This window comes from Pseudomonas sp. Emmai, from assembly GCF_055179735.1.
Genome location: NZ_CM143685.1, coordinates 6794049 through 6818068 on the forward strand (window position 1 = coordinate 6794049; position 24020 = coordinate 6818068).

General features: G+C 61.2%; 18 protein-coding genes. 13 read left to right on the forward strand and 5 right to left on the reverse strand.

All coding sequences use genetic code 11. The features are described 5' to 3' along the window. Nucleotides 1–242: 242 nt before the first annotated feature. Nucleotides 243–1619 carry an L-serine ammonia-lyase gene (locus ACY4LX_RS31245; protein WP_149659657.1) on the reverse strand — a complete coding sequence of 459 codons (1377 nt, stop codon included), beginning with the start codon at nt 1617–1619 and terminating at the stop codon, nt 243–245. Nucleotides 1620–2054: 435 nt separating this feature from the next. Here ACY4LX_RS31245 and ACY4LX_RS31250 point away from each other — a divergent pair, with 435 nt between their 5' ends. From ACY4LX_RS31250 to choV, 3 genes are all read left to right on the forward strand, one after another. Then, the gene (locus tag ACY4LX_RS31250) at nt 2055–3002 is read left to right on the forward strand and encodes a choline ABC transporter substrate-binding protein (protein WP_149659658.1); all 948 of its coding nucleotides are present in this window, start codon (nt 2055–2057) and stop codon (nt 3000–3002) included. 66 nt (nt 3003–3068) lie between these two features. Next, the gene (choW, locus tag ACY4LX_RS31255; protein ID WP_133835662.1) at nt 3069–3914 is read left to right on the forward strand and encodes a choline ABC transporter permease subunit; all 846 of its coding nucleotides are present in this window, start codon (nt 3069–3071) and stop codon (nt 3912–3914) included. Continuing rightward, nucleotides 3911–5089 (forward strand): choline ABC transporter ATP-binding protein, encoded by a 1179-nt coding sequence (gene choV / locus ACY4LX_RS31260; protein ID WP_348132067.1) that lies wholly within the window; start codon nt 3911–3913, stop codon nt 5087–5089. The genes choW and choV overlap by 4 nt, the downstream gene beginning before the upstream one ends. A gap of 252 nt (nt 5090–5341) precedes the next feature. Here the strand turns inward: choV and ACY4LX_RS31265 are convergent, their stop codons facing one another. After that, entirely contained in the window at nt 5342–7291 is a 1950-nt protein-coding gene (locus ACY4LX_RS31265; protein ID WP_256672302.1) for a BCCT family transporter, read from the reverse strand. A 379-nt stretch (nt 7292–7670) separates the two neighbouring features. On the opposite strand from ACY4LX_RS31265, the gene betI reads away from it, so the two are divergent. The 9 genes from betI (at nt 7671) to yccS (ending at nt 21506) form a co-directional block, all read left to right on the forward strand. Next, nucleotides 7671–8264 (forward strand): transcriptional regulator BetI, encoded by a 594-nt coding sequence (gene betI / locus ACY4LX_RS31270; protein ID WP_149659662.1) that lies wholly within the window; start codon nt 7671–7673, stop codon nt 8262–8264. A 99-nt stretch (nt 8265–8363) separates the two neighbouring features. Beyond that, on the forward strand, nt 8364–9836 hold the full coding sequence (gene betB / locus ACY4LX_RS31275) for a betaine-aldehyde dehydrogenase (RefSeq protein ID WP_149659663.1): 1473 nt from the start codon (nt 8364–8366) through the stop codon (nt 9834–9836). Nucleotides 9837–9972: 136 nt separating this feature from the next. Beyond that, nucleotides 9973–11676, forward strand: coding sequence for a choline dehydrogenase (gene betA / locus ACY4LX_RS31280; protein ID WP_463258706.1), 1704 nt, complete (start codon nt 9973–9975; stop codon nt 11674–11676). Nucleotides 11677–11934: 258 nt separating this feature from the next. Next, nucleotides 11935–13377 (forward strand): TldD/PmbA family protein, encoded by a 1443-nt coding sequence (locus ACY4LX_RS31285; RefSeq protein WP_463258707.1) that lies wholly within the window; start codon nt 11935–11937, stop codon nt 13375–13377. Next, on the forward strand, nt 13377–14714 hold the full coding sequence (locus ACY4LX_RS31290) for a TldD/PmbA family protein (protein WP_463258708.1): 1338 nt from the start codon (nt 13377–13379) through the stop codon (nt 14712–14714). The genes ACY4LX_RS31285 and ACY4LX_RS31290 overlap by 1 nt, the downstream gene beginning before the upstream one ends. 138 nt (nt 14715–14852) lie before the next feature. Further along, on the forward strand, nt 14853–16280 hold the full coding sequence (mdtD, locus tag ACY4LX_RS31295) for a multidrug transporter subunit MdtD (RefSeq protein ID WP_463258709.1): 1428 nt from the start codon (nt 14853–14855) through the stop codon (nt 16278–16280). Between the two features lie 57 nt (nt 16281–16337). Then, the gene (gene dbpA / locus ACY4LX_RS31300; protein WP_149659668.1) at nt 16338–17723 is read left to right on the forward strand and encodes an ATP-dependent RNA helicase DbpA; all 1386 of its coding nucleotides are present in this window, start codon (nt 16338–16340) and stop codon (nt 17721–17723) included. Between the two features lie 132 nt (nt 17724–17855). After that, on the forward strand, nt 17856–19034 hold the full coding sequence (locus tag ACY4LX_RS31305; RefSeq protein ID WP_463258710.1) for a BaiN/RdsA family NAD(P)/FAD-dependent oxidoreductase: 1179 nt from the start codon (nt 17856–17858) through the stop codon (nt 19032–19034). Nucleotides 19035–19322: 288 nt separating this feature from the next. After that, on the forward strand, nt 19323–21506 hold the full coding sequence (yccS, locus tag ACY4LX_RS31310) for a YccS family putative transporter (RefSeq protein ID WP_463258711.1): 2184 nt from the start codon (nt 19323–19325) through the stop codon (nt 21504–21506). A 125-nt stretch (nt 21507–21631) separates the two neighbouring features. On the opposite strand, the gene ACY4LX_RS31315 is transcribed toward yccS, so the two are convergent. After that, nucleotides 21632–22369 (reverse strand): substrate-binding periplasmic protein, encoded by a 738-nt coding sequence (locus tag ACY4LX_RS31315; RefSeq protein ID WP_463258712.1) that lies wholly within the window; start codon nt 22367–22369, stop codon nt 21632–21634. A gap of 256 nt (nt 22370–22625) precedes the next feature. Between ACY4LX_RS31315 and ACY4LX_RS31320 the strand changes: the two genes are divergently transcribed. Further along, nucleotides 22626–23078 (forward strand): GNAT family N-acetyltransferase, encoded by a 453-nt coding sequence (locus ACY4LX_RS31320; RefSeq protein ID WP_463258713.1) that lies wholly within the window; start codon nt 22626–22628, stop codon nt 23076–23078. Nucleotides 23079–23192: 114 nt separating this feature from the next. On the opposite strand, the gene ACY4LX_RS31325 is transcribed toward ACY4LX_RS31320, so the two are convergent. Next, complete coding sequence (locus tag ACY4LX_RS31325; RefSeq protein ID WP_123404302.1) at nt 23193–23489, reverse strand: winged helix-turn-helix domain-containing protein; 297 nt, start codon at nt 23487–23489, stop codon at nt 23193–23195. Between the two features lie 11 nt (nt 23490–23500). Then, nucleotides 23501–23992 (reverse strand): M48 metallopeptidase family protein, encoded by a 492-nt coding sequence (locus ACY4LX_RS31330; protein ID WP_149659737.1) that lies wholly within the window; start codon nt 23990–23992, stop codon nt 23501–23503. Nucleotides 23993–24020: the final 28 nt, after the last annotated feature.

The following is a 24020-nucleotide window of genomic DNA, read 5'->3' on the forward strand; positions in this document are numbered from 1 at the left end:
CAGAGTGTCACCACAAGCACAGGTGACAGGCGGTAATGGCCAGACTGGATCCCGGATCTCGGGAAGTGCGCTTGTCTGTAAGCGACGCGCTAAAAGGTGGCGCGGTTTTGGTGCGGTGTTCACTTAGCGCGCAGTTTTGACTGGTCTGACGCCTTCGCGGGCAAGCCTCGCTCCTACAGGTTTTGTATTGCCCTTGTAGGAGCGAGGCTTGCCCGCGAATGGCGCGACGCGGTCCTACTGAATCAACACTCCACCGCACTCACCGCCAACCCACCCCGCGACGTTTCCTTGTATTTGTCATGCATATCGGCGCCGGTATCGCGCATGGTGCGGATCACCCGGTCCAGCGAGATAAAGTGCTGACCATCGCCGCGCAACGCCATCTGCGCCGCGTTGATCGCTTTCACCGCGGCAATCGCATTGCGCTCGATGCACGGCACTTGCACCAACCCGCCCACCGGGTCGCAAGTCAGGCCGAGGTTGTGTTCCAGGCCAATCTCCGCCGCGTTGCACAACTGCTCCGGCGTGGCGCCGAGAATCTCCGCCAACCCCGCCGCCGCCATGGCGCAGGCCGAGCCGACTTCGCCCTGGCAACCGACTTCGGCGCCGGAGATGGAGGCGTTCTTCTTGCACAGAATCCCCACCGCTGCCGCACTGAGGAAATAGTCGACCACGTTGGCCTCGGTCACCACCTCGCTGAACTTCATAAAGTAGTGCAACACCGCCGGGATAATCCCCGCCGCGCCGTTGGTCGGCGCCGTGACCATGCGCCCACCGGCCGCGTTCTCTTCGTTGACCGCCAGGGCGAACAGGTTGACCCATTCCATCGCGCTCAGGGTCGAGCCGATCACGTTGGGCTTGCCCAGCTCTTGCAGACTGCGATGCAACTTGGCGGCACGTCGGCGCACGTTCAGGCCGCCGGGCAGGATGCCTTCGTGCTTGAGGCCCTGGTCGACGCAGTCCTGCATGGCGCGCCAGAGTTTCATCAGGCCGGCGCGGATCTCTTCTTCGCTGCGCCAGACCTTCTCGTTGGCCAGCATCAGCTCGGCCACGCGCAAGTTGTGCTTCTGGCACAACTCCAGCAGTTCCACCGCACTGGAGAAGTCATACGGCAACACGGTGCGATCCAGGTCCACAACGCCACTGGACGCTTGTGCCTCATCGACGACAAAACCGCCGCCAATCGAATAGTAGGTGTCGCGGTGCAGCTCCCCGTGATCGCCTTCTACAATTAAGGTCATGGCATTCGGGTGAAAAGGCAGGTTCTCGTCGATCAGGCGCATGTCACGAGCCCAGATGAACGGCACCGACAAACGACCGTCGAGCAACAAGGTGTGGGTTTCGCGCAGGGTTTCGATATGCAGGCCGATTTTCGACGGATCGATCGCGTCCGGCCACTCGCCCATCAGCCCCATGATCACGGCGTTATCGCTGCCGTGACCGATGCCGGTGGCCGATAACGAGCCGTAGAGCTGAACTTCGACACGCCTTACTTGTTCCAAAAGACCCTGCTCACGCAAACCTTGCACGAACAGCGCCGCCGCCCGCATCGGGCCGACGGTGTGCGAACTGGAAGGGCCAATGCCGATTTTGAACAGGTCGAAAACGCTGATAGCCATTACTGCCGAACTCCTGGATGTGCCAACTCCAGGCGCAAAAGCGCCCAGTGACGGAGCTGCTACGCTCAAGCTGCAATCCGCCGAGATGGCCGCATCATCAGGCTTTTGCGGTGTCGTTCGACGTCTCACACCGACGCACTCATGTCCAACAACGCCGCGGGTCGTCGACGCTGCGTTTTCGCCGTTTTTTTGCGGTTCAGAGCGGCAAACAGGGCAGAAAAAAGCTGTAAACGACGTCACTGACACTGGATGCGACCATCCCTGTACTGGTTACGACGCCCCCTGTAGGCGTCAGATTTTCACTGGTACATGATCGTATCGACTCGATTGCAAGGCGCCGTGGTAGAGCTGTCTTAAAAAACGCCACCAACCGCAACCTATAAGTGCGGTGGTCCAGTCGGAACACTGCCAAAAAAAACACCAAGGAGTCCACCCATGAAAGGTTCCCCGTCGTTGTTGTTGGCCGCCATGCTGAGTTTGCCGTTACTGGCTCAAGCCGCAGAACCCGCTCAGTGCAGCACCGTAAACTTCTCTGATGTCGGCTGGACCGACATCACCGCGACTACCGCGACCACCAGCGTTGTCCTCGACGCCCTGGGCTACAAAACCAAGACCACCATGATTTCCGTGCCCGTGACCTACAAGTCCCTGGCCGATGGCAAGAACATGGACGTGTTCCTCGGTAACTGGATGCCGACCATGGAAAACGACATCAAGGCCTACCGCGATGCCGGCACCGTGGACGTCGTTCGCACCAACCTCACCGGCGCCAAGTACACCCTCGCCGTTCCGCAAGCCCTGTACGACAAGGGGCTGCATGACTTCGCCGACATCGCCAAATTCAAGAAAGAACTCGACGGCAAGATCTACGGCATCGAGCCAGGCAACGACGGCAACCGCCTGATCCAGAGCATGATCGACAAGGATGCCTTCGGTCTCAAAACCGCCGGCTTCAAAGTCGTCGAGTCCAGCGAAGCGGGGATGCTGTCCCAGGTCGATCGCGCGCAGAAACGCGATACCGCCGTGGTCTTCCTCGGCTGGGCACCGCACCCGATGAACAAGCGCTTCAAGATTCAATACCTGACCGGTGGCGATGACTTCTTCGGCAAGGACTTCGGTGCCGCCACCGTGGCCACCAATACCCGCAAGGGCTACGTCCAGGAATGCAGCAACGTCGGCACTCTGCTGAAAAACCTGGAATTCACCGTAGACATGGAAAGCGCGCTGATGGGCAACATCCTGGACGACAAGATGAAGCCTGACGCGGCCGCCAAGGCCTGGCTGAAAAAGAATCCACAGGTCCTCGATACCTGGCTCGCTGGCGTGACCACCATTGACGGTAAACCAGGCCTGGAGGCCGTGAAAGCCAAGCTCGCGCAGTAATCGCTTACGCCGGACGGTTTCGGCCGTCCGGGCTGTTTATTTCCTTGCATGCGGACGTTCACTACCATGCTGATTGATCAGAAAATCCCCCTAGGCCAGTACATCGCGGGCTTCGTTGAATGGTTGACGCAACACGGCGCCAACACCTTCGACGCAATCGCTGTGACACTGGAAACGATGATCCACGGCGTGACGTTTGCGCTGACCTGGTTCAACCCGCTGGCATTGATCGGCCTCATCGCGCTACTGGCACATTTCATTCAACGCAAGTGGGGGCTGACCGTTTTCGTCATCGCCTCCTTTCTGCTGATCCTCAACCTGGGGTACTGGCAGGAAACCATGGAAACCCTTGCCCAGGTGCTCTTCGCGACCCTGGTCTGCGTGGTCATCGGCGTGCCGCTGGGCATCGTCGCTGCGCACAAACCGATGTTCTACACACTGATGCGTCCGGTGCTCGATCTGATGCAGACCGTGCCGACCTTCGTGTACCTCATTCCAACCCTGACCCTCTTCGGGCTGGGTGTGGTCCCGGGCCTGATCTCGACGGTGGTGTTCGCGATTGCCGCGCCAATCCGCCTGACCTACCTGGGTATCCGTGATGTTCCCGCAGAACTGATGGACGCCGGCAAAGCCTTCGGCTGCTCGCGACGTCAACTGCTCGCACGCATCGAACTGCCCTACGCGATGCCCAGCATCGCGGCCGGTATCACCCAGTGCATCATGCTGTCGTTGTCGATGGTGGTGATCGCTGCACTGGTGGGCGCCGACGGCCTGGGCAAACCCGTGGTCAACGCACTGAACACCGCCGATATCGCCCTGGGCTTCGAAGCCGGGTTGGCAATCGTACTGCTGGCGATCATGCTCGACCGTATCTGCAAACAACCCGACGCTAAAGTAGGGGGTGACGCATGAGCATTATTCGCTTCGAAGACGTCGACGTGATCTTCGCCAAAGATCCACGTGAGGCGCTCAAACTCCTCGACCAAGGCATGACCCGCGACCAGATCCTGAAAAAGACCGGGCAGATCGTCGGCGTTGAAAAAGCCAGCCTGGATGTCGAAAAAGGTGAAATCTGCGTGCTGATGGGCCTGTCCGGCTCCGGTAAATCCAGCCTGCTGCGTTGTATCAACGGTCTTAACACGGTCAGCCGTGGCAAGTTGTTCGTCGAGCACGAAGGCAAGCAGATCGATATCGCGTCCTGTACCCCGGCCGAACTGAAAATGATGCGCACCAAGCGCATCGCGATGGTGTTCCAGAAGTTCGCCCTGATGCCTTGGCTGACCGTGCGCGAGAACATCAGCTTCGGTCTGGAAATGCAGGGTCGCCCGGAAAAAGAACGACGCAAGCTGGTGGACGACAAGCTTGAGCTGGTGGGCCTGACCCAGTGGCGCAACAAGAAGCCCGACGAACTCTCCGGCGGTATGCAGCAACGTGTGGGCCTGGCCCGTGCGCTGGCGATGGACGCCGACATTCTGCTGATGGACGAACCGTTCTCGGCCCTCGACCCGTTGATCCGCCAAGGCCTGCAAGACGAACTGCTGGCCCTGCAAAGCAAGCTCAACAAGACCATCGTGTTCGTGAGCCATGACCTGGATGAAGCGCTGAAGCTCGGCAGCCGGATTGCGATCATGAAAGACGGGCGCATCGTGCAGTACAGCGTGCCGGAAGAGATCGTGTTGAACCCGGCGGACGATTACGTGCGCACCTTCGTGGCTCACACCAACCCGCTGAACGTGTTGTGCGGCCGCAGCCTGATGCGAACGCTGGACAACTGCAAACGTATCAACGGTTCGGTGTGCCTGGATCCGGGCGGCGATTCGTGGCTGGACCTGGCCGAGGGCAACACCATCAAGGGCGCCCGCCAGAACGGCGCGAGCCTGGACCTGCAGAACTGGGTGCCGGGGCAATCGGTGGAAGGTTTGGGTCGTCGGCCAACACTCGTGGATTCGAACATTGGCATGCGCGAAGCGCTGCAGATTCGTTACCAGACCGGCAACAAACTGGTGCTGCACGACAACAACAAAGTGGTGGGGATCCTCGGCGACAGCGAGCTTTACCACGCGCTGCTCGGCAAGAACCTGGGCTAAGGCAACAGACACAAAAACGCCGCGAGAGGATCGCGGCGTGATCGTTCCCACGCTTGATCGTTCCCACGCTCCGCGTGGGAATGCATCCGGTGACGCTCCGCGTCACGATTCAAAAGCGGACGCGGAGCGTCCGGGGCGGCATTCCCACGCAGAGCGTGGGAACGATCAACCGATCGATCAGGCACAAAAAAGGGGCTCAACTTGAGCCCCTTTGCGTTCCCACGCGTAGCGCAGGAACGCTCATCTCGCTACTCAGCTATAGACACGGCCAAGGAGCTGCCGATGGCTTTCAAACTGATCGAGCACGTCACGGGTGATCTGATCCTGAGCGAAGCCCATCAGGTCATAGTCCTGGCTGCCGTTGTGCAGGTACACCTCGGCGCGGTAGTAGCGTGCGCGGGGTTCATCGGCGCTTTCGGCCGACACCGTGTCACTCGCCGCCGCCAGATAGCCGTCCAGGCTCACTTCGTAGACAAAAGGGTTGCCCTCTTCCATCTCGATCCGCAGGCCCATGCAACGCTTGGACTTGCCGAGCAAGGTCTGCACGTCCAGGCCTTGAGCGCGCAATTGCACCGCCGCATCTTCCAGCGCCGGGCTGACTTGCTTGTCCATGAAGCGCTGCACGATCGACTGGTTCGGTTGCAGGTCCAGCTGGGTCAAGCGCTCGCTGAAACCGCGACGACCGCGTGCGGCCAACTCCGCTTGCTCCTGTTCGATCTGCACGTCCAGGCGCATCTGCTTGTGCAAACCGAACATGAAGAACACCAGCACCACCGAGAACGGCAGACCGGCCAGCACCACCATGGTTTGCATGGCTTCGAAGTTACCGGCAAACAGCAGGCCGATGGTCACCAGGGTGATCACCGCCGACCAGAAGATCCGCAGCCAGTGCGGCGCATCTTCATCCACGTTGCCGCCCTTGCAGGACAGGTTGGCCATCATCACCGCGCCGGAATCCGCCGGGGTCAGGAACAGCACGAAACCGACAAAGATCGACACGCCGATCACAATCTTCGACGCCGGGTAATGCTCAAGCAGTTGGTAGATCGCCATCGACGGCTGTTCCAGCGCCGTCTTCCCGAGCTCCACCGCCCCATGGTTCATCACCAGGTCCAGGGCCGAGTTACCGAAGATCGACAGCCACGCCAGGGTGAAACCCAGCGGAATCAGCAGCACGCCGGCCACCAGTTCACGCACCGTGCGACCACGGGAAATACGCGCGATGAACATGCCTACGAACGGGGCCCAGGAAATCCACCAGGCCCAGTAGAACAGAGTCCACAGGCCCAACCAGCGGTCGGACTTGTCACTGTCGCCTTCGTACACATAGAGGTCGAAGGTCTTCAGCACCACACCGTTCAGGTAATCGCCGATGTTCTGCACGAAGCCGTTGAGCAGGTGCAACGTCGGGCCGAACAGCAGCACGAAAATCAGCAGGCCGCTGAACAGCACGATGTTGAGGTTGGACAGACGACGGATGCCGTTTTCCACGCCCGACACGGCCGCGATGGTCGCCACGGTGCTCATCACGATGATCACGATCAGCAGGTTGGTGTTGCTGTGTTCCATGCCGAACAGGTTTTCCAACCCCGAAGACACTTGCAGCGAACCAATCCCCAGGTTCGTCACCAGCCCCAGCAACGTCACGAACATGCCGAAGCCGTCCACTGCGTGACCGGCCGCGCCTTTGACCCAACGCTCACCCACCAGCGGATACAGCGCCGAACGCAGCGCCAGAGGCTGGTTGTGGCGATAAGCAAAGTAAGCAACAGCCAGACCGACCAGTGCGTAGATCGCCCAGCCATGCAGGCCCCAATGCAGGAACGTCAGCTGAACCGCCTGACGCGCCGCCATGTTGCTCGCGGCCACACCTTCCGGCGGGTTGAAGTAATGGTCCAGCGGCTCGGAGGCACCGAAGTACAGCAGCGAGATGCCGATGCCCGACGAGAACAGCATCCCCGCCCAGGCGCCGTAGCTGAAGTCCGGGGTGTCGTCCTTGCTGCCCAGTTTGAGTTTGCCGTAGGACGAAAACGCCAGGCCGACCACGAACACCAGGTAGGCGGCGATCACCACCATGTAGTACCAGCCGAAGCTGCGGGACAACCAGGCCTGGGCAATGCCGAGCAATCTGCCGGCCTCTTGCGGGGCGATGATCAGAATGGCGGTCAACAACAGGATCAGCGCGGTAGAGGTGTAGAACACCCAACCGTTGACCGTCACCTTCTCGGGCGGGGTCTTTATTAGAGAGGCAGAACTCATGGCACAGATGCTCCGGGCAGTGCGGGAGAAGAACACAAGGCAACGCGATACCCGACCAATCGGTTAGTTGGCAGCCGACCAGCGGGTGATATAAAGACAGCCCGAAAAAAGCCCGAAGCCCGGGAGCGCCTGTGCGCGGGGGTTTCGAGCCGTTTCGGATGTCGTTTTTCCGCCCGCTACACGTAGGAAAAACCGGCAGGCAGCGACGAATTGTCGCAGATCTTATTCTTTGTTGATTGAACGTTCAATCAAAACAAAATAGACTGGCCTTCAATCCGACAGACGTTTTTCGTCCGCCGGAAGGCCTAAGGAGATGTGCAAGATGCCCAAGGTCGGTATGCAACCCATCCGTCGCCAGCAATTGATCGAAGCCACTTTACAGGCTGTCGATCAGGTCGGGATGGGGGACGCCAGCATTGCGCTGATCGCCCGTTTGGCCGGTGTCTCGAATGGCATCATCAGTCACTATTTTCAGGACAAGAATGGCCTGATCGCCGCCACGATGCGGTATCTGATGAGCGTCCTCAGCGAGAACGTCACCGCGCGTCGTCAGGCGCTGGAGGACAGCAGCCCAAGGGCGCACCTTCAGGTGATTATCGAAGGCAACTTCGACGCCAGCCAGGTCAATGGCCCGGCAATGAAAACCTGGCTGGCCTTCTGGGCCACCAGCATGCACCAGCCGTCTTTGCACAGGTTGCAGCGGATCAACGATCACCGCCTGTATTCCAACCTGTGCTGCCAGTTCCGCCGTGCACTGCCGCTCGATGAAGCGCGCAACGCCGCCCGTGGCCTGGCAGCCCTCATTGACGGCTTGTGGTTGCGCGGCGCGCTGTCGGGAGATGCTTTCGACACCGGGCAGGCGCAACAGATCGCTTACGAATACATGGATTTCCAATTGGCCAAGCAGGTGAGCTAGAGCACACATAACCGCTCAGCCCCTGAACCGTCACCGATCGCCAACGCTCCACGGCACCCGGTGGCCAACGCCAACCACTTATGCACTTGCGAGGACACTATGGCCCGTTTCGAACTGCAAAAACTCTACATCGATGGCGGCTACTCCGACGCCAGCAGCGACGCCACCTTCGAAGCCATCAACCCGGCTAACGGTGAAGTCCTCGCAAAAGTACAGCGCGCGACTTTCGACGACGTCGAGCGTGCTGTGGTCAGCGCTGAAAAGGGCCAGAAAATCTGGGCCGCCATGACCGCCATGGAGCGTTCGCGCATCCTGCGTCGCGCCGTGGACATCCTGCGCGAGCGCAACGATGAACTGGCCGCCCTGGAAACCCTGGACACCGGCAAATCCTTCTCCGAAACCAAGTACGTCGACATCGTCACCGGCGCTGACGTGCTGGAATACTACGCAGGCCTGGTGCCCGCCATCGAAGGCGAGCAGATTCCACTGCGCACTACTTCGTTCATCTACACCCGTCGCGAGCCGCTCGGTGTTGTCGCCGGTATCGGCGCGTGGAACTACCCGATCCAGATCGCCCTGTGGAAATCCGCACCGGCCCTGGCGGCCGGTAACGCGATGATCTTCAAGCCAAGCGAAGTCACTTCCCTGACCACGCTGAAACTGGCTGAGATCTACACCGAAGCCGGCGTCCCGGCGGGCGTGTTCAACGTGCTGACCGGCAGCGGCCGTGAAGTCGGCACCTGGCTGACCGAGCACCCACGCATCGAAAAAATCTCCTTCACCGGCGGCACCGACACCGGCAAGAAGGTCATGGCCAGCGCTTCGAGCTCTTCGCTCAAAGAAGTCACCATGGAACTGGGCGGCAAGTCCCCGCTGATCATCTTCGACGACGCCGACCTCGATCGCGCCGCCGACACCGCGATGATGGCCAACTTCTACAGCTCCGGCCAGGTCTGCACCAACGGCACTCGCGTGTTTATCCCGACGCATCTGAAAGCGGCTTTCGAAGCCAAGATCGCCGAGCGCGTTGCCCGTATCCGCATCGGCAACCCGGAAGACGAGAACACCAACTTCGGCCCGCTGGTCAGCTTCGCCCACATGGAAAGCGTGCTGGGCTACATCGCCAAAGGTAAGGAAGAAGGCGCTCGCGTCCTGTGCGGCGGCTCCCGTCTGACCGAAGGCGACCTGGCCAAAGGCGCCTTCGTGGCACCGACCGTGTTCACCGACTGCACCGACGAGATGACCATCGTTCGCGAAGAAATCTTCGGCCCGGTGATGGCGATCCTGACCTACGACACCGAAGAAGAAGTGATCCGTCGTGCCAACGACACCGACTTCGGTTTGGCCGCCGGTATCGTCACCAAGGACCTGAACCGCGCTCACCGCGTGATTCATCAACTGGAAGCCGGTATCTGCTGGATCAACGCCTGGGGCGAGTCCGACGCGAAGATGCCGGTCGGCGGCTACAAGCAGTCGGGCGTGGGCCGTGAGAACGGGATCAGCTCTCTCAATAACTTCACGCGCATTAAGTCCGTGCAAGTCGAACTGGGCGATTACGCCTCAGTGTTCTGAGGAGCTACAAGCGGCAAGCTTCAAGCTGTAAGTAAAAGCAGTTTGTTTTTGCCGCTCCCCCCGATTTCACAGACATAGCTCGCTGCTTTTTCTTGCAGCTTGGAGCTTAGAGCTTGCAGCTCCCCCAGGAGACCACATGACTACCGAATACGACTACATCATCATAGGGGCCGGTTCCGCAGGTAACACACTTGCGACCCGTCTGACTGAAGACGAAGGCGTCACCGTCCTGCTGCTCGAAGCGGGCGGCCCGGATTACCGTTTCGACTTCCGCACGCAAATGCCGGCCGCGCTGGCGTTCCCGCTGCAAGGCCGTCGCTACAACTGGGCGTACGAAACCGATCCAGAGCCACACATGGACGGTCGCCGGATGGAATGCGGTCGCGGCAAGGGCCTCGGCGGTTCTTCGCTGATCAACGGCATGTGCTACATCCGCGGCAACGCGATGGACTACGACAACTGGTCGAAGCTGCCGGGCCTGGAAAACTGGACCTACCTCGACTGCCTGCCGTACTTCCGCAAAGCGGAAACCCGCGACATCGGCCCGAACGACTACCACGGTGGCGACGGCCCGGTCAGCGTGACCACGCCGAAGGCTGGCAACAACCCGCTGTTCCACGCGATGGTTGAAGCCGGCGTGCAGGCCGGTTACCCGCGCACCGAAGACTTGAACGGTTACCAGCAAGAAGGTTTCGGCCCGATGGACCGTACCGTGACGCCGAACGGCCGTCGCGCCAGCACCGCTCGCGGTTACCTGGACATCGCCAAGAAGCGCTCGACCCTGACCATCGTCACCCACGCCCTGACCGACAAGATCCTGTTCGAAGGCAAGCGTGCGGTCGGCGTGCGTTACCTGATCGGCGCCGCTGAAGAGCGCGTTGAAGCCAAGGCCCGCAAGGAAGTGCTGCTGTGCTCCGGCGCCATCGCTTCGCCGCAGATCCTGCAACGCTCCGGCGTCGGCCCGGCCGAACTGCTGAAGAAACTCGATATCCCGGTGGTCCACGACCTGCCAGGCGTCGGCGAAAACCTGCAGGATCACCTTGAGCTGTACCTGCAATACGCCTGCACCCAACCGGTCTCGCTGTACCCGTCGCTGCTCTGGTACAACCAGCCGGCCATCGGTGCCGAGTGGCTGTTCAACGGCACCGGTATCGGCGCCAGCAACCAGTTCGAAGCCGGCGGTTTCATCCGTACCCGTGAAGAATTCGATTGGCCGAACATCCAGTACCACTTCCTGCCGGTCGCGATTAACTACAACGGCAGCAACGGTGTGAAAGAGCACGGCTTCCAGGCGCACATGGGTTCCATGCGTTCGCCAAGCCGTGGTCGCATCCAGGCCAAGTCGAAGGATCCGCGCGAGTACCCGAGCATCCTCTTCAACTACATGGCCACCGAGCAGGACTGGCAGGAATTCCGCGACGGCATCCGCCTGACCCGTGAAATCATGCAACAGCCTGCACTGGACGCTTACCGTGGCCGCGAAATCAGCCCGGGCATCGACGTGCAAACCGATGAACAGCTCGACAAGTTCATCCGCGAACACGCCGAAACTGCGTTCCACCCGTCCTGCTCCTGCAAAATGGGCACCGACGACATGGCCGTGGTTGACGCCGAAGGCCGTGTGCATGGCATGCAGAGCCTGCGGGTGGTCGACGCCTCGATCATGCCGATCATCACCACCGGTAATCTGAACGCGCCAACGATCATGATCGCCGAGAAAATCGCCGACAAGATCCGTGGCCGCCAGCCATTGCCGCGCAGCACCGCTGACTACTTCGTGGCCGGTGATGCACCGGTGCGTGGCAAGCCGATGCGGGATGTGAGTCCTACTGCTCAGTAAGGCGTAATACCGAGGCGCGGCCTTCGCGGGCAAGCCTCGCTCCTACAAGGAATCGCATTCCCCCTGTAGGAGCGAGGCTTGCCCGCGAAGAGGCCCTCACAAACACTGCACAACCCTCTGACACACCCCGGTAATCCTTTCCTACACCGCTTCACGCTTGATCCTACCCCCCGCCCAGGCCTAATCTAGCGCCACGCAAACGTTTCACCCCCCTCGCAGTACCGATACGCCGCTTCTCCAGACCAAGGAGGTTTTCGAATGTTCGATTTCCACCCCCAGCTCAAGCAGCGTTTTGCTGCCTTGCGCACGGGCGCTGAATTCTTTTCGCTGCGTTATGTACGGGAGTCCGGCCAATACCTGTCAGTGCGCAAGAACGTCGCCGAGCCGCCGAGCCTGCGCCGTGATGAAGGCGCGATGCTGACCGTTCGGGTCAACGGCGTCGAAGCCTACGCGGCGACCAATGACCTGTCGCAACAAGGCCTGCAAGCCGCGCTGGAGAAGGCCGAGCAACAAGCCCGCCGCCTCAAGCCCCACGCCTTGCTCGACCTGAGCGCACAAACGGTCTCCAGCGACCGCGCCGACTACTTTTCGCCGAACCTCGACCAGCCCTTCCCGTCCCTGAGTGATTGCTACCAACTGCTCGGCGCCGAATCCGCCGCCGTGCCCAAGGACGAGCGTCTGGTGAACTGGGAAGTGAGCATCGGCATCACCCACGTCGAGCAGATCTACCTCAGCAACGCCGGCGCCGAACTGCGCCAGGCCCAGCGCTTTATCTTCCCGAGCCTGGAGGTCACCGCCTACGACGGCAACGACAGCCAGACCCGCACCCTCGGCCGCGAGAACTTCGGCCAGCAGGGCGGCTTTGACGTGATCAGCCGCTGCGGCCTGGTCGGCGCCGCGCCGAAAATCGCCGATCAGGCGCTGCAATTGCTGCTGGCGCCCAACACCCCGAAAGGCCCGCGCGACCTGCTGTTAATGCCGGACCAAATGATGCTGCAGATCCACGAATCCATCGGTCACCCGCTGGAACTGGACCGCATCCTCGGTGATGAGCGCAATTACGCCGGCACCAGTTTCGTCAAGGCCGAGGACTTTGGCCGCCTGCAATACGGCTCCAAACTGCTCAACGTGACCTTCGACCCGGACATTCCCGAGCAGTTGGCCAGTTACGGTCACGATGACGACGGCACTGCCGCAAGCAAGCAATTCCTGATCAAGGAAGGCCTGTTGCTGCGGCCATTGGGCGGTGCGCTGTCGCAGTTCCGCGCCGGCATGGATGGCGTGGCCAACAGCCGCGCCTGTGGCTGGAACCGTCCGCCGATCGATCGCATGGCCAACCTGAACATCGAGCCCGGCGATCAACCGCTGGAACAGATGATCGGCAATATCGAACACGGCATCTTGATGAGCACCAACCGTTCCTGGTCCATCGACGATGCGCGCAACAAGTTCCAGTTCGGTTGCGAATGGGGCCAGTTGATCGAGAACGGCGAACTCAAAGGCGTGGTCAAGAACCCGAACTACCGGGCGATTTCGGCGCAGTTCTGGAAAAGCCTCAGCGCCGTCGGCGACGCCAACACCGTCAAGGTCCTGGGCACGCCGAACTGCGGCAAGGGCGAACCGAACCAGGTGATCCGCGTCGGCCATGCGTCGCCGGCCTGCGTGTTCAGCAATGTGGATGTGTTTGGGGGAGATGCCTGATGAGCACTGCAAAAAATCAGGCCGATGCGTTCAAGGCCTTGGTCACTTGGCTGCGCGAGGCGATTCGCGAGCCGGAACAATTCACCCTCAGCTACGCCGCCGAGTCCTCGGCCTTCGTGCGCTTCAATCACGCCAAGGTCCGTCAGGCCGGGCAGGTGCAACAGGCGAGTGTCGGTTTCAAGCTGATCAACGACGGTCGCCACGCCGACCTGAACATCACGCTGTCGGGCGAGGCTGAAGTCGATGTGCAGCGCCTGGCCGAAGGGCTGCAACAGTTGCGCGAAACCCTGCCGTTGCTGCCCCAGGATCCGTACCTGCTGCTCAACCACAACGGCTGGCAGAGCAAGAATGTGCAGGATCACCCGTTGCCGGACACCGAGCAGGTCGTCGCTGAAATCACCCAGGCCGCCGAAGGGCTCGACCTGGTCGGTTTCTACGCGGCCGGGCCGATCAGTCGTGGTTTCGCCAGTTCTTCGGGCGCGTTTGGCTGGCATCAGGCCAATAGCTTCAACTTCGATTTCAGCCTGGTGCATGAAAACGGCCAAGCGGTGAAAGCCAGTTACGCCGGGCACGACTGGAGCAGCGAAGGGTTTGCCAAGCGCTTTGCCCTCGCCCGCGAGCAATTGACGTTTCTCGGCCGGCCATTGCGCACCCTGGCGCCGGGCAACTACCGCGCCTACCTCGCTCCGGCGGCCATGGAAGAAATCATGGACATGCTCGGCTGGGGCGGTTTCTCGGCGCAGTCGATTGCCAGCAAGAACAGCCCGTTGCAGAAGCTCTACGCAGGGGACAACGCGTTCAGTCCGTTGGTGTCCGTCGATGAGAAGGTCAGCGGTTCCCTGAGCCCGGCGTTTTCCGGCGAAGGTTATCCGCGCAGTGATCTGGGGTTGATCGTCGCGGGCAAGGCCGGCGCGCAAATGGTCAGCTCGCGCAGCGCCGCGGAATACGGCTTGCCGGCCAACGGTGCCGGCGGTGGTGAGATGCCGAGCGCGTTGAACATGGCGCCCGGTACATTGCCGCAAGCCGAGATTCTCAAGCAACTGGGCACGGGGCTGTACATCAGCAACCTCTGGTACTTGAACTACTCGGATCAACCAGCGGCACGCCTGACCGGTATGACGCGGTTTGCGACCTTCTGGGTCGAGAACGGCGAGATTCAGGCCCCGGTGAGCACCATGCGATTTGATGACAGCGCCTACAGCCTGCTCGGTTCGCAGCTGGAAGCGTTGACCCAGGAGCGCGAGTTGCTGCTGTCGGCGAGTACTTACAGTCAGCGGGCGACGGCGTCGGCGTTGTTGCCGGGGGCGCTGGTCAGCCGATTGACCTTGACCCTCTGACCCAGATCGTTCCCACGCTCCGCGTGGGAATGCAGCCCGGGACGCTCCGCGTCCCATTGAAGGCGTAACGCAGAGCGTCACAGGATGCATTCCCACGCGGAGCGTGGGAACGATCATTGATAAACCCACAGAGGTCCCATGCCCAACCGCCCGCCTCTCGACGCTGTCACTGCCCGCTGGTTGCCGTGGGTCGTCGCCATTGCCTTCTTCATGCAGTCCCTCGACGGGACCATCCTCAACACCGCCCTGCCGGCCATGGCCCTGGACCTGGCGGAAAACCCGTTGCGCATGCAGGGCGTGATCATCGCCTACATGCTCACCGTCGCCCTGCTGATCCCCGCCTCGGGCTGGATCGCCGACCGTTTTGGCACCAAGAAGATCTTCTTCGGCGCGATCCTGTTGTTCAGCATCGGCTCGTTGCTCTGCGCGTTATCGAGCACCCTGACCATGTTGATCGGTGCCCGGATCATCCAAGGCCTGGGCGGTGCCTTGATGCTGCCGGTGGGCAGGCTGGTGGTGCTGCGGGCCTACCCGCGCTCGGAACTGGTGCGGATCATGGGTTTCATCACCATTCCCGGTCTGCTCGGCCCGTTGCTCGGCCCGACCACCGGCGGCTGGATGGTGCAGTACTTGTCGTGGCACTGGATTTTTTTGATCAACCTGCCGGTCGGCGTGATCGGTTGCTACGCCGTGTGGAAGTTCATCCCCGACCTGCGCGGCAGCGAACGCACGCGGTTCGATAGTCTCGGCTTTCTGCTGTTCGGCGCGGCCATGGTGTTGATCACCATTGCCATGGAAGGCCTCGGCGAATTGCATTTGCCGCACCTTCGCGTGATGTTGCTGCTGTTCGGCGGCATGGCCTGCCTCGCGGCTTATTGGCTGCGGGCCGGGCATATCGATAATCCGCTGTTCGCGCCATCGCTGTTCAAGACCCGCACGTTCGCCGTGGGCATCCTCGGCAATCTGTTCGCCCGCCTGGGCAGCGGCGCCCTGCCGTTCCTCGTGCCGTTGCTGCTGCAAGTGGCGCTGGGGTATTCGCCGTCCCAGGCCGGGATGAGCATGTTGCCGCTGGCGGCGGCGGCGATGTTCGCCAAGTCCGTGGCGCGACCGCTGATCGAACGCTTCGGTTACCGCATCGTGCTGACCGGCAACACCCTGGCCCTGGGCATCATGCTGGCGGCCATGGGCCTGGTCAGCGAGCAGACGCCGTATTGGCTGCTGCTGGTGATGCTGGCGATTGCCGGCGCGATCAACTCCTTGCAGTTCACCGCAATGAACACCGTGACCCTGATCGACCTCGACGACGCCAGCGCCAGCAGCGGCAACAGTTTGCTGTCGGTGGTGGCGCAATTGTCCCTGAGCCTGGGTGTGGCGTGCGCCGGTGCGCTGCTCGGTGGCTTTACGGCGGAGGTCGGAAATGATGGCGTGGAGACCATTTTGGGCGCGTTCCAACTCACGTTTGTCACCGTCGGCGTCATGGCGATGCTGGCCGCGACGATCTTCTCGCAGCTCTCAAAGGAAGACGGACGGCGCGTCAAACGTCCGGAAGAACACATCGAGCCTTAGGGCGAACGGCCACGGGCCTGATACACTGCGCGACATTTTGTTTTGCAGGCCCGTCCCGTGACCACCATCGCCACCGCTTTTAATACTTTGCCGCTGTCCGCCGCCATGCTGGCTAACCTCGACTCTTTGGGTTATGCCGAGATGACGCCGATCCAGGCGCAAAGCTTGCCGGTGATCCTCAAAGGGATGGACCTGATCGCCCAGGCCAAGACCGGCAGCGGCAAGACGGCTGCCTTCGGCATCGGCCTGCTGAACCCGATCAATCCGCGCTTCTTCGGTTGCCAGGCGCTAATTATCTGCCCGACCCGCGAGCTGGCGGACCAGGTGGCCAAGGAAATCCGTCGTCTGGCCCGTGCCGAAGACAACATCAAGGTCCTGACCCTGTGCGGCGGCGTGTCCCTCGGCCCGCAGATCGGCTCCCTGGAGCACGGCGCGCACATCATCGTCGGCACCCCGGGCCGCATCCAGCAGCACCTGCGCAAGGGCTCGCTGATCCTGCATGGCCTGAACACCCTGATCCTCGACGAAGCCGACCGCATGCTCGACATGGGTTTCTACGATTCCATCGAAGAAATCATTGCCCAGACCCCGGAACGCCGCCAGACCCTGCTGTTCTCCGCGACCTACCCGTCGGGCATCAAGCAACTGGCCGCCAAGTTCATGCGCAACCCGCAGATCGTCAAGGCCGAGGCGTTCCACGACGACTCGCAGATCGAGCAGCGCTTCTACGAAATCTCCCCGGAAGAACGCATGAGCGCGGTGACCAAGGTGCTTGGCCACTTCCGTCCGGCGTCCACCGTAGCCTTCTGCTTCACCAAGCAGCAGGTTCAGGAAACCGTCGATCACCTGACCTCCAAAGGCATCTCCGCCGTCGGCCTGCACGGCGATCTGGAACAGCGTGACCGCGACCAGGTGTTGGCCATGTTCTCCAACCGCAGTACGTCGGTACTGGTCGCCACCGACGTCGCCGCTCGCGGCCTGGACATCGATGCGCTGGACATGGTGATCAACGTCGAACTGGCCCGCGATTCGGAAATCCACATCCACCGCGTCGGCCGTACCGGTCGCGCCGGTGAAAAAGGCATTGCGATCAGCCTGGTGGCGCCGTCCGAAGCCATCCGCGCCCAAGCCATCGAGAAGCTGCAGCAGTCGCCGTTGAACTGGGATCAGATCGACAACCTCACCTCCCAGGGCGGCGCGCCGCTGCTGCCGGTGATGAGCACGTTGTGCATCGGTGCTGGCCGTAAAGACAAGGTACGTCCGGGCGACATTCTCGGCGCACTGACTGGCGACGCCGGTATTCCGGGTGCCCAGGTCGGCAAGATTGCGATCTTCGACTTCCAGGCATTTGTGGCGGTGGAACGCGGGATCGCCAAGCAGGCCTTGCAGCGCTTGAACGACGGTAAGATCAAAGGTCGTTCGTTGCGCGTGCGCATCCTCTGATCCTGATCGTTCCCACGCTCCGCGTGGGAATGCATCCCGTGACGCTCCGCGTCACATAACGGCGGACGCAGAGCGTCCATGGCGGCATTCCCACGCAGAGCGTGGGAACGATCATTGTGTGAGGACACCGTTTTGCGCTCTACCGAAGTCGTGATCATTGGCGCTGGCGCCGCAGGGTTGATGTGTGCGCTGACCGCCGCCGGGCGCGGACGCCAGGTGATGTTGCTCGACCACGCCAACAAGGCCGGCAAGAAAATCCTGATGTCCGGCGGTGGCCGCTGCAATTTCACCAACATGTACACCGAACCGGGCAATTTCCTCTCGCAGAACGAACACTTCTGTAAATCCGCCCTGGCCCGCTACACCCAGTGGGATTTCATCGGCATGGTCGCCAAACACGGCGTGCCGTACCACGAGAAGAAACTCGGCCAACTGTTCTGCGATAACAAATCCAGCGACATTCTCGAGATGCTTTTGAGCGAGTGCGATCAGGTCGGCGTCAGCCTGCACCTGGACACCTCAATCCAGACCATCGAGAAACTCGAAAGTGGCTACCTGCTGGACACCACGCTCGGCCAAATCACCTGTGAATCCCTGGTGATTGCCACCGGCGGTTTGTCGATCCCAACCCTGGGCGCCACCGGTTTCGGTTATCAAGTGGCCAAGCAATTCGGCCACGAGTTGCTGCCGACCCGCGCCGGCCTGGTGCCGTTCACCATCACCGATCAGCTCAAAGATCTGTGCACCGAACTGTCCGGCACCTCGGTGGACTGTCTGGTGAGCTGCAATGAGCAGAGCTTTCGCGAGAACATCCTGTTCACCCACCGCGGCCTCAGCGGCCCGGCGATTTTGCAGATTTCCTCGTTCTGGGAATCCGGCGACACGGTTGAAATCAACCTGATGCCCGACCACGACGTGCCGACCTGGCTGCAACAGCAGCAAGCAGAACGTCCGAACAGCGAGTTAAAAACCCTGCTGGGGGAAATCTTCACCAAGAAGATGGCCAACCTGCTGGCGGACAACTGGTTCGTGTCCAAACCGATGAAGCAATACACCCACGCGGAAATCGCTGACATCGCCGAAAAACTGGCGAGCTGGAAGATCGTGCCCGCCGGGACTGAAGGCTATCGCACGGCTGAAGTGACCCTGGGCGGGGTCGACACCCATGAGGTGTCGTCCAAGACCATGGAATCGCTGAAAAGCCCTGGGTTGTACTTCATTGGTGAAGTGCTGGATGTGACCGGGCATCTGGGCGGCTTCAACTTCCAGTGGGCGTGGGCTTCGGGTTATGCGGCGGCGCAATACGTCTGACATACCTCGATGCGGGCCTGGCTTTTGTGGCGAGGGAGCTTGCTCCCGCTGGACTGCGCAGCAGGCCCAAAACTCGCCATCACCACTTGTATGACCCACCCCACGCACAGGATTTACGACGGCTGCGCCGCCGAGCGGGAGCAAGCTCCCTCGCCACAGGATTCAATGCAGACCTGAGACCTCCACCTGGAAGGAACAGATTTTGCTGTCAGATGTGATCGGCGCCATTGCGTCGGCGTCATTACTGGCTCAATTTAGCGTCATCGCCTCGGAAGGCCCTCGCACTTCATGTCATCGACCCCATTCAGTCAGTCTCTGCGTCGCCTCTGGGCGCTGGATAAATTCAGTTACAGCGTAAGGGTGTTTATCGCCCTGACCGGCAGCATGGCCGTCTGTTGGTACCAGGATGAAATGGGGCTGTTGATCCCGTTGTTCCTGGGCATCATCGCCAGCGCCCTGGCCGAGACCGACGACAGTTGGCAGGGCCGCCTCAACGCGCTGGCCGTGACGCTGGTGTGTTTCAGCATCGCCGCGCTCTCGGTCGAATTGCTCTTCCCCTACCCCATCATCTTCATCATCGCCCTGGCCCTGGCCGCGTTCGGCCTGACCATGCTCGGTGCGCTGGGCGAACGCTATGGCGCGATTGCCTCGGCGACGTTGATCCTGTCGGTCTACACTATGATCGGCGTGGACCAGCGCGGCGGCGCGGTGACCGATTTCTGGCACGAACCGGTGCTGCTGGTGGCCGGCGCCGCCTGGTACGGCTTGCTCTCAGTGTTGTGGCAGGCGCTGTTTTCCAATCAGCCGGTACAGCAGAGTCTGGCGCGGTTGTTCCGGGAATTGGGGTTGTACCTGAAGCTCAAGTCATCGCTGTTCGAACCGATCCGGCAACTGGACGTGGAAGCCCGGCGCCTGGAACTGGCCCAGCAAAACGGCCGGGTGGTCGCCGCGTTGAACGTGGCCAAGGAAATCATTCTGCACCGGGTCGGCAACGGTCGGCCGGGGTCGAAAGTCAGCCGTTACCTAAAACTCTATTTCCTCGCCCAGGACATCCACGAGCGCGCCAGTTCTTCGCACTACCCTTACAACGCCCTGGCCGAAGCGTTCTTCCACAGCGACGTGATGTTCCGTTGCCAGCGCCTGCTGCGCCAACAAGGCAAGGCTTGCCGGGCCCTGGCCGAATCGATCCAGATGCGCCAGCCCTTCGTCTACGACGCCAGCTTCGCCGAAGCCCTGGGCGACCTGCACGCCTCCCTCGAACACCTGCGCGTCCAGAGCAACCCGGCCTGGCGCGGACTGTTGCGTTCATTGCGCGCACTGGCGGCCAACCTCGGCACGCTGGACCGTTTGCTCAGCGACGCGAGCAACCCCGACGCCCTCGCCGACGCGACCGACAGTAGCCTGCTCGACCGCTCGCCGCGCAACCTCAAGGATGTGTGGCTGCGCTTGCGCACGCAGCTGACGCCGACCTCGTTGCTGTTCCGCCACGCCCTGCGTTTGCCCCTGGCGCTGAGCATCGGCTACGCCATGGTGCATTTGATCCACCCGTCCCAGGGCTACTGGATCATCCTCACCACGCTGTTCGTCTGCCAACCGAACTACGGCGCCACCCGGCGCAAACTCGGGCAGCGGATCATCGGCACCGCCATCGGCCTGACCCTGGCCTGGGCGCTGTTCGATCTGTTCCCCAATCCACTGGTGCAGTCGTGCTTCGCCATCGCCGCCGGGGTGGTGTTCTTTATCAACCGCACCACGCGCTACACCCTGGCGACGGCGGCGATCACGCTGATGGTGTTGTTCTGCTTCAACCAGGTCGGCGACGGCTACGGGCTGTTCCTGCCGCGCCTGTTCGATACCTTGCTCGGCAGCCTGATCGCCGGCCTCGCGGTGTTCCTGTTCCTGCCGGACTGGCAGGGTCGACGCCTGAACAAAGTGCTGGCCAACACCCTGACCTGCAACAGCATTTACCTGCGCCAGATCATGCAGCAATACGCCGCCGGCAAAAGCGACGACCTGGCCTATCGTCTGGCCCGACGCAACGCGCACAACGCCGATGCGGCGCTGTCGACCACATTGGCCAACATGCTGATGGAGCCCGGGCATTTCCGGAAGGAAGCGGATGTCGGGTTCCGCTTCCTGGTGCTGTCCCACACGTTGCTCAGCTACTTGTCAGGGCTCGGCGCGCACCGCGAGACGCAATTGCCGCCGGACGTGCGCGAGCATTTGATCGATGGCGCCGGGGTGAGCCTGGCGGCCAGCATCGACGAAATCGCCCAGGGGTTGGCGAGCAAACTGCCGGTGGCGATCCAAAGCGATGCGGAAGAGGCACTGGCCAATGAGCTGGAGCAGATGCCGGACGAGATCGATGAAGGACAGCGGCTGGTGCAGACGCAGTTGGCGTTGATCTGCCGGCAGTTGGGGCCTTTGCGCACGCTGGCGGCGCATCTGATTAAAGACACCAGCGAGGTCTGAGATTTGTAGCGGCTGGGCGGGCCTCTTCGTGGGCAAGCCTCGCTCCTACACGGGTTGTGTCGTGCCAAAAATCACGGATTCACCCCAACCCACTTGCCGCTTGAAGCTCAAAACCTGCCGCTGCCCTACATCCCATGCTGCTTCATCAACCGCTCATAACTCCCATCCGCCTTCATCGCCGCAATCTCCCGATCAAACCCCGCCACGATCTGCTCATGCGCCGGGTTCTTCAGGCTGACCAGAATGTGCAGGCTGTTCTCGCTCAAGGGCTTGGGCAAAAACTCGACCGTATTGCGCACCCTGGACGATTCCCGGGCCAGGTAATAACGGGCGACGAATTCATCTTCCAGGGTCAACTTGACCCGGTCGGCCGCGAGCATGCGCACGGCCATGGCGAAGTTGTGCACCGGGACTTTCTGCAGCGCTTTATCCTCATCGAATTCCGGCGAATAGGCGTAACCGCGCACCACGGCGATCGGGTAGGTGTGCAGTTGCTGCAGGTTGTTGTATTCGATGGGTGCGTCTTTGCGCTTGATGAAGCGCACGCGGTTGAGCAGGTACTCGGCGGAAAACTGCCCGAGTTTGGTCCGGTCGTCGTTGTACCAGGCGTTGACCAGCACGTCGTAGCGGCCCTCGCCCACGCCCAGCAAGGCGCGCGCCCAGGGCACCTGCTCGAAATCGCTGGCGTAACCGGCCCGGGCCAGTGCCGTGCTGACGATGTCCGTGGCCAAGCCACCGTTGACCAGCGTGGCGTCGGTAAAGGGCGGCCAGGCATCGGCCACCAGACGCAGCTTTTCCGCTGCCGCAGTCTGAGTCAGCAACAGCAAGCCAATCAAAGCAAGAGCTCGATGCAATCGCGGCATGCTAGAAAATCCTTAGCGGGCGGGCGGCCCGACGTGTTTTCAGCCAAAACTCCAAGACTCGAATACCGGCGCAGCGCTACTAAACCTTAGCTCATGCAAGCCAATGCACAGCGCTGACTTGCAGATTACACAAAGAAGACAAGGGCGCGCGAAATGAATGATGGCATTTTGGCCTTTATCACAGATTTCTCAGTCATCAAGACATCTTTCGCCCAGACGCCTAGTATCGCAGGGACGTAATTCAAGGAATGTGAAGATGACAATCGAGTGGGTCTGCAAACATCACAGCGATCTGGGTAAAGAGCAGCTGTATGCCATTTTGAAACTGCGCGCCGAGGTGTTTGTCGTCGAGCAGCGCTGTGCCTATCAGGACGTCGATGGACAGGACCTTGAAGGCGACACCTGCCATTTGATGGGCTGGAGCGGGGATGCGCTGCTGGCGTACCTGCGCTTGCTCGACCCGGAATTGCAGGGTGGCGACGTGGTCATCGGGCGGGTGGTGACGGCGCCTGAAGGCCGTGGCCAGGGGCTGGGGCATGAAATGATGGAACAGGCGTTGAAACAGGCTGAGAAGCGCTGGCCGGAAGTGCCGATCTATCTGTCGGCGCAGGCGCATTTGCAGGGGTATTACGGGCGGTATGGGTTTGTCGCGGTTGGGGAGCAATACCTGGAGGATGATATTCCGCATATTGGGATGCGGCGTACTTGAGGGCCTCTTCGCGGGCAAGCCTCGCGCCTACAGGTTCGCGCGATTTTATGCACGACGCCATACCTGTAGGAGCAAGGCTTGCCCGCGAAGGCGTCAGCCCAGGCGCGGCAAATCTCAGGGATATTCCAACACCGCTTTAATCTGCCGCAAATTGCGCTCGATCCACCCGCGATCAATCGCCCCCCACTCGCGAATCCGGTAACGCCCGGCATGATTGCGTGCGCCGTCTTCCTGCTCGAACTCGCAAACAATGTCCAGATCCGCCAGCGCCGCGATGGTGTCCTGGGCCGTACGCCGGGGCATGCCGGTGACTTCGGTCAGGGTCGGCACGCTGCTGGCCAGTCCGCTGTCGATCAGGTACGCCACGTATAGCCGGCGGTAGAAGCTGCTTTTGGTTTTGCTGACGTCCATCCGGACACTCCTTATTGCATATCCCGCCAAGTCAGATACACCCGCAGATCAAACTCCACCTGGTGATACCCCGGCAACATGTGTTCGCACAGCTTGTAGAACGCCTTGTTGTGATCCGACTCTTTGAAATGCGCCAGCTCATGCACCACGATCATTTTCAGGAACTCCGACGGCGCTTCCTTGAACAGCGACGCCACGCGGATTTCCTTCTTGGACTTGAGCTTGCCGCCCTGCACCCGGGAAATCGTGGTGTGCAGGCCGAGGGCGCGGTGGGTCAGGTCCAGGCGATTATCGAACAACACCTTGTCGATGGCCGGGGCGTTGCGCAGGTATTCCTGCTTCAGGTCCAGGGCGTAGGTGTACAACGCCTTGTCGCTTTGCACCGCGTGCTTTTGCGGGTAACGCTGGGTCAGGTAGTCGCCCAGCCGACCGTCGGCGATCAACTGGCGCACCTGGTCCTGCAACGCAGCGGGATAGGCCTGGAGGTATTTCAACGCGGTCATTGGGCGGGCAACACGAATCACGAAAAGG

What these genes read in the sequence shown, in the direction of transcription:
- ACY4LX_RS31245 (WP_149659657.1), bottom strand. Translation starts at nt 1,619, where the DNA reads ATGGCTATCAGCGTTTTCGACCTGTTCAAAATCGGCATTGGCCCTTCC.
- mdtD (WP_463258709.1), top strand. Translation starts at nt 14,853, where the DNA reads ATGCCCAACCGCCCGCCTCTCGACGCTGTCACTGCCCGCTGGTTGCCG.
- ACY4LX_RS31285 (WP_463258707.1), top strand. Translation starts at nt 11,935, where the DNA reads ATGTTCGATTTCCACCCCCAGCTCAAGCAGCGTTTTGCTGCCTTGCGC.
- ACY4LX_RS31325 (WP_123404302.1), bottom strand. Translation starts at nt 23,489, where the DNA reads ATGGACGTCAGCAAAACCAAAAGCAGCTTCTACCGCCGGCTATACGTG.
- ACY4LX_RS31315 (WP_463258712.1), bottom strand. Translation starts at nt 22,369, where the DNA reads ATGCCGCGATTGCATCGAGCTCTTGCTTTGATTGGCTTGCTGTTGCTG.
- choV (WP_348132067.1), top strand. Translation starts at nt 3,911, where the DNA reads ATGAGCATTATTCGCTTCGAAGACGTCGACGTGATCTTCGCCAAAGAT.
- betI (WP_149659662.1), top strand. Translation starts at nt 7,671, where the DNA reads ATGCCCAAGGTCGGTATGCAACCCATCCGTCGCCAGCAATTGATCGAA.
- ACY4LX_RS31290 (WP_463258708.1), top strand. Translation starts at nt 13,377, where the DNA reads ATGAGCACTGCAAAAAATCAGGCCGATGCGTTCAAGGCCTTGGTCACT.
- yccS (WP_463258711.1), top strand. Translation starts at nt 19,323, where the DNA reads ATGTCATCGACCCCATTCAGTCAGTCTCTGCGTCGCCTCTGGGCGCTG.
- ACY4LX_RS31320 (WP_463258713.1), top strand. Translation starts at nt 22,626, where the DNA reads ATGACAATCGAGTGGGTCTGCAAACATCACAGCGATCTGGGTAAAGAG.
- ACY4LX_RS31250 (WP_149659658.1), top strand. Translation starts at nt 2,055, where the DNA reads ATGAAAGGTTCCCCGTCGTTGTTGTTGGCCGCCATGCTGAGTTTGCCG.
- ACY4LX_RS31330 (WP_149659737.1), bottom strand. Translation starts at nt 23,992, where the DNA reads ATGACCGCGTTGAAATACCTCCAGGCCTATCCCGCTGCGTTGCAGGAC.
- betB (WP_149659663.1), top strand. Translation starts at nt 8,364, where the DNA reads ATGGCCCGTTTCGAACTGCAAAAACTCTACATCGATGGCGGCTACTCC.
- choW (WP_133835662.1), top strand. Translation starts at nt 3,069, where the DNA reads ATGCTGATTGATCAGAAAATCCCCCTAGGCCAGTACATCGCGGGCTTC.
- betA (WP_463258706.1), top strand. Translation starts at nt 9,973, where the DNA reads ATGACTACCGAATACGACTACATCATCATAGGGGCCGGTTCCGCAGGT.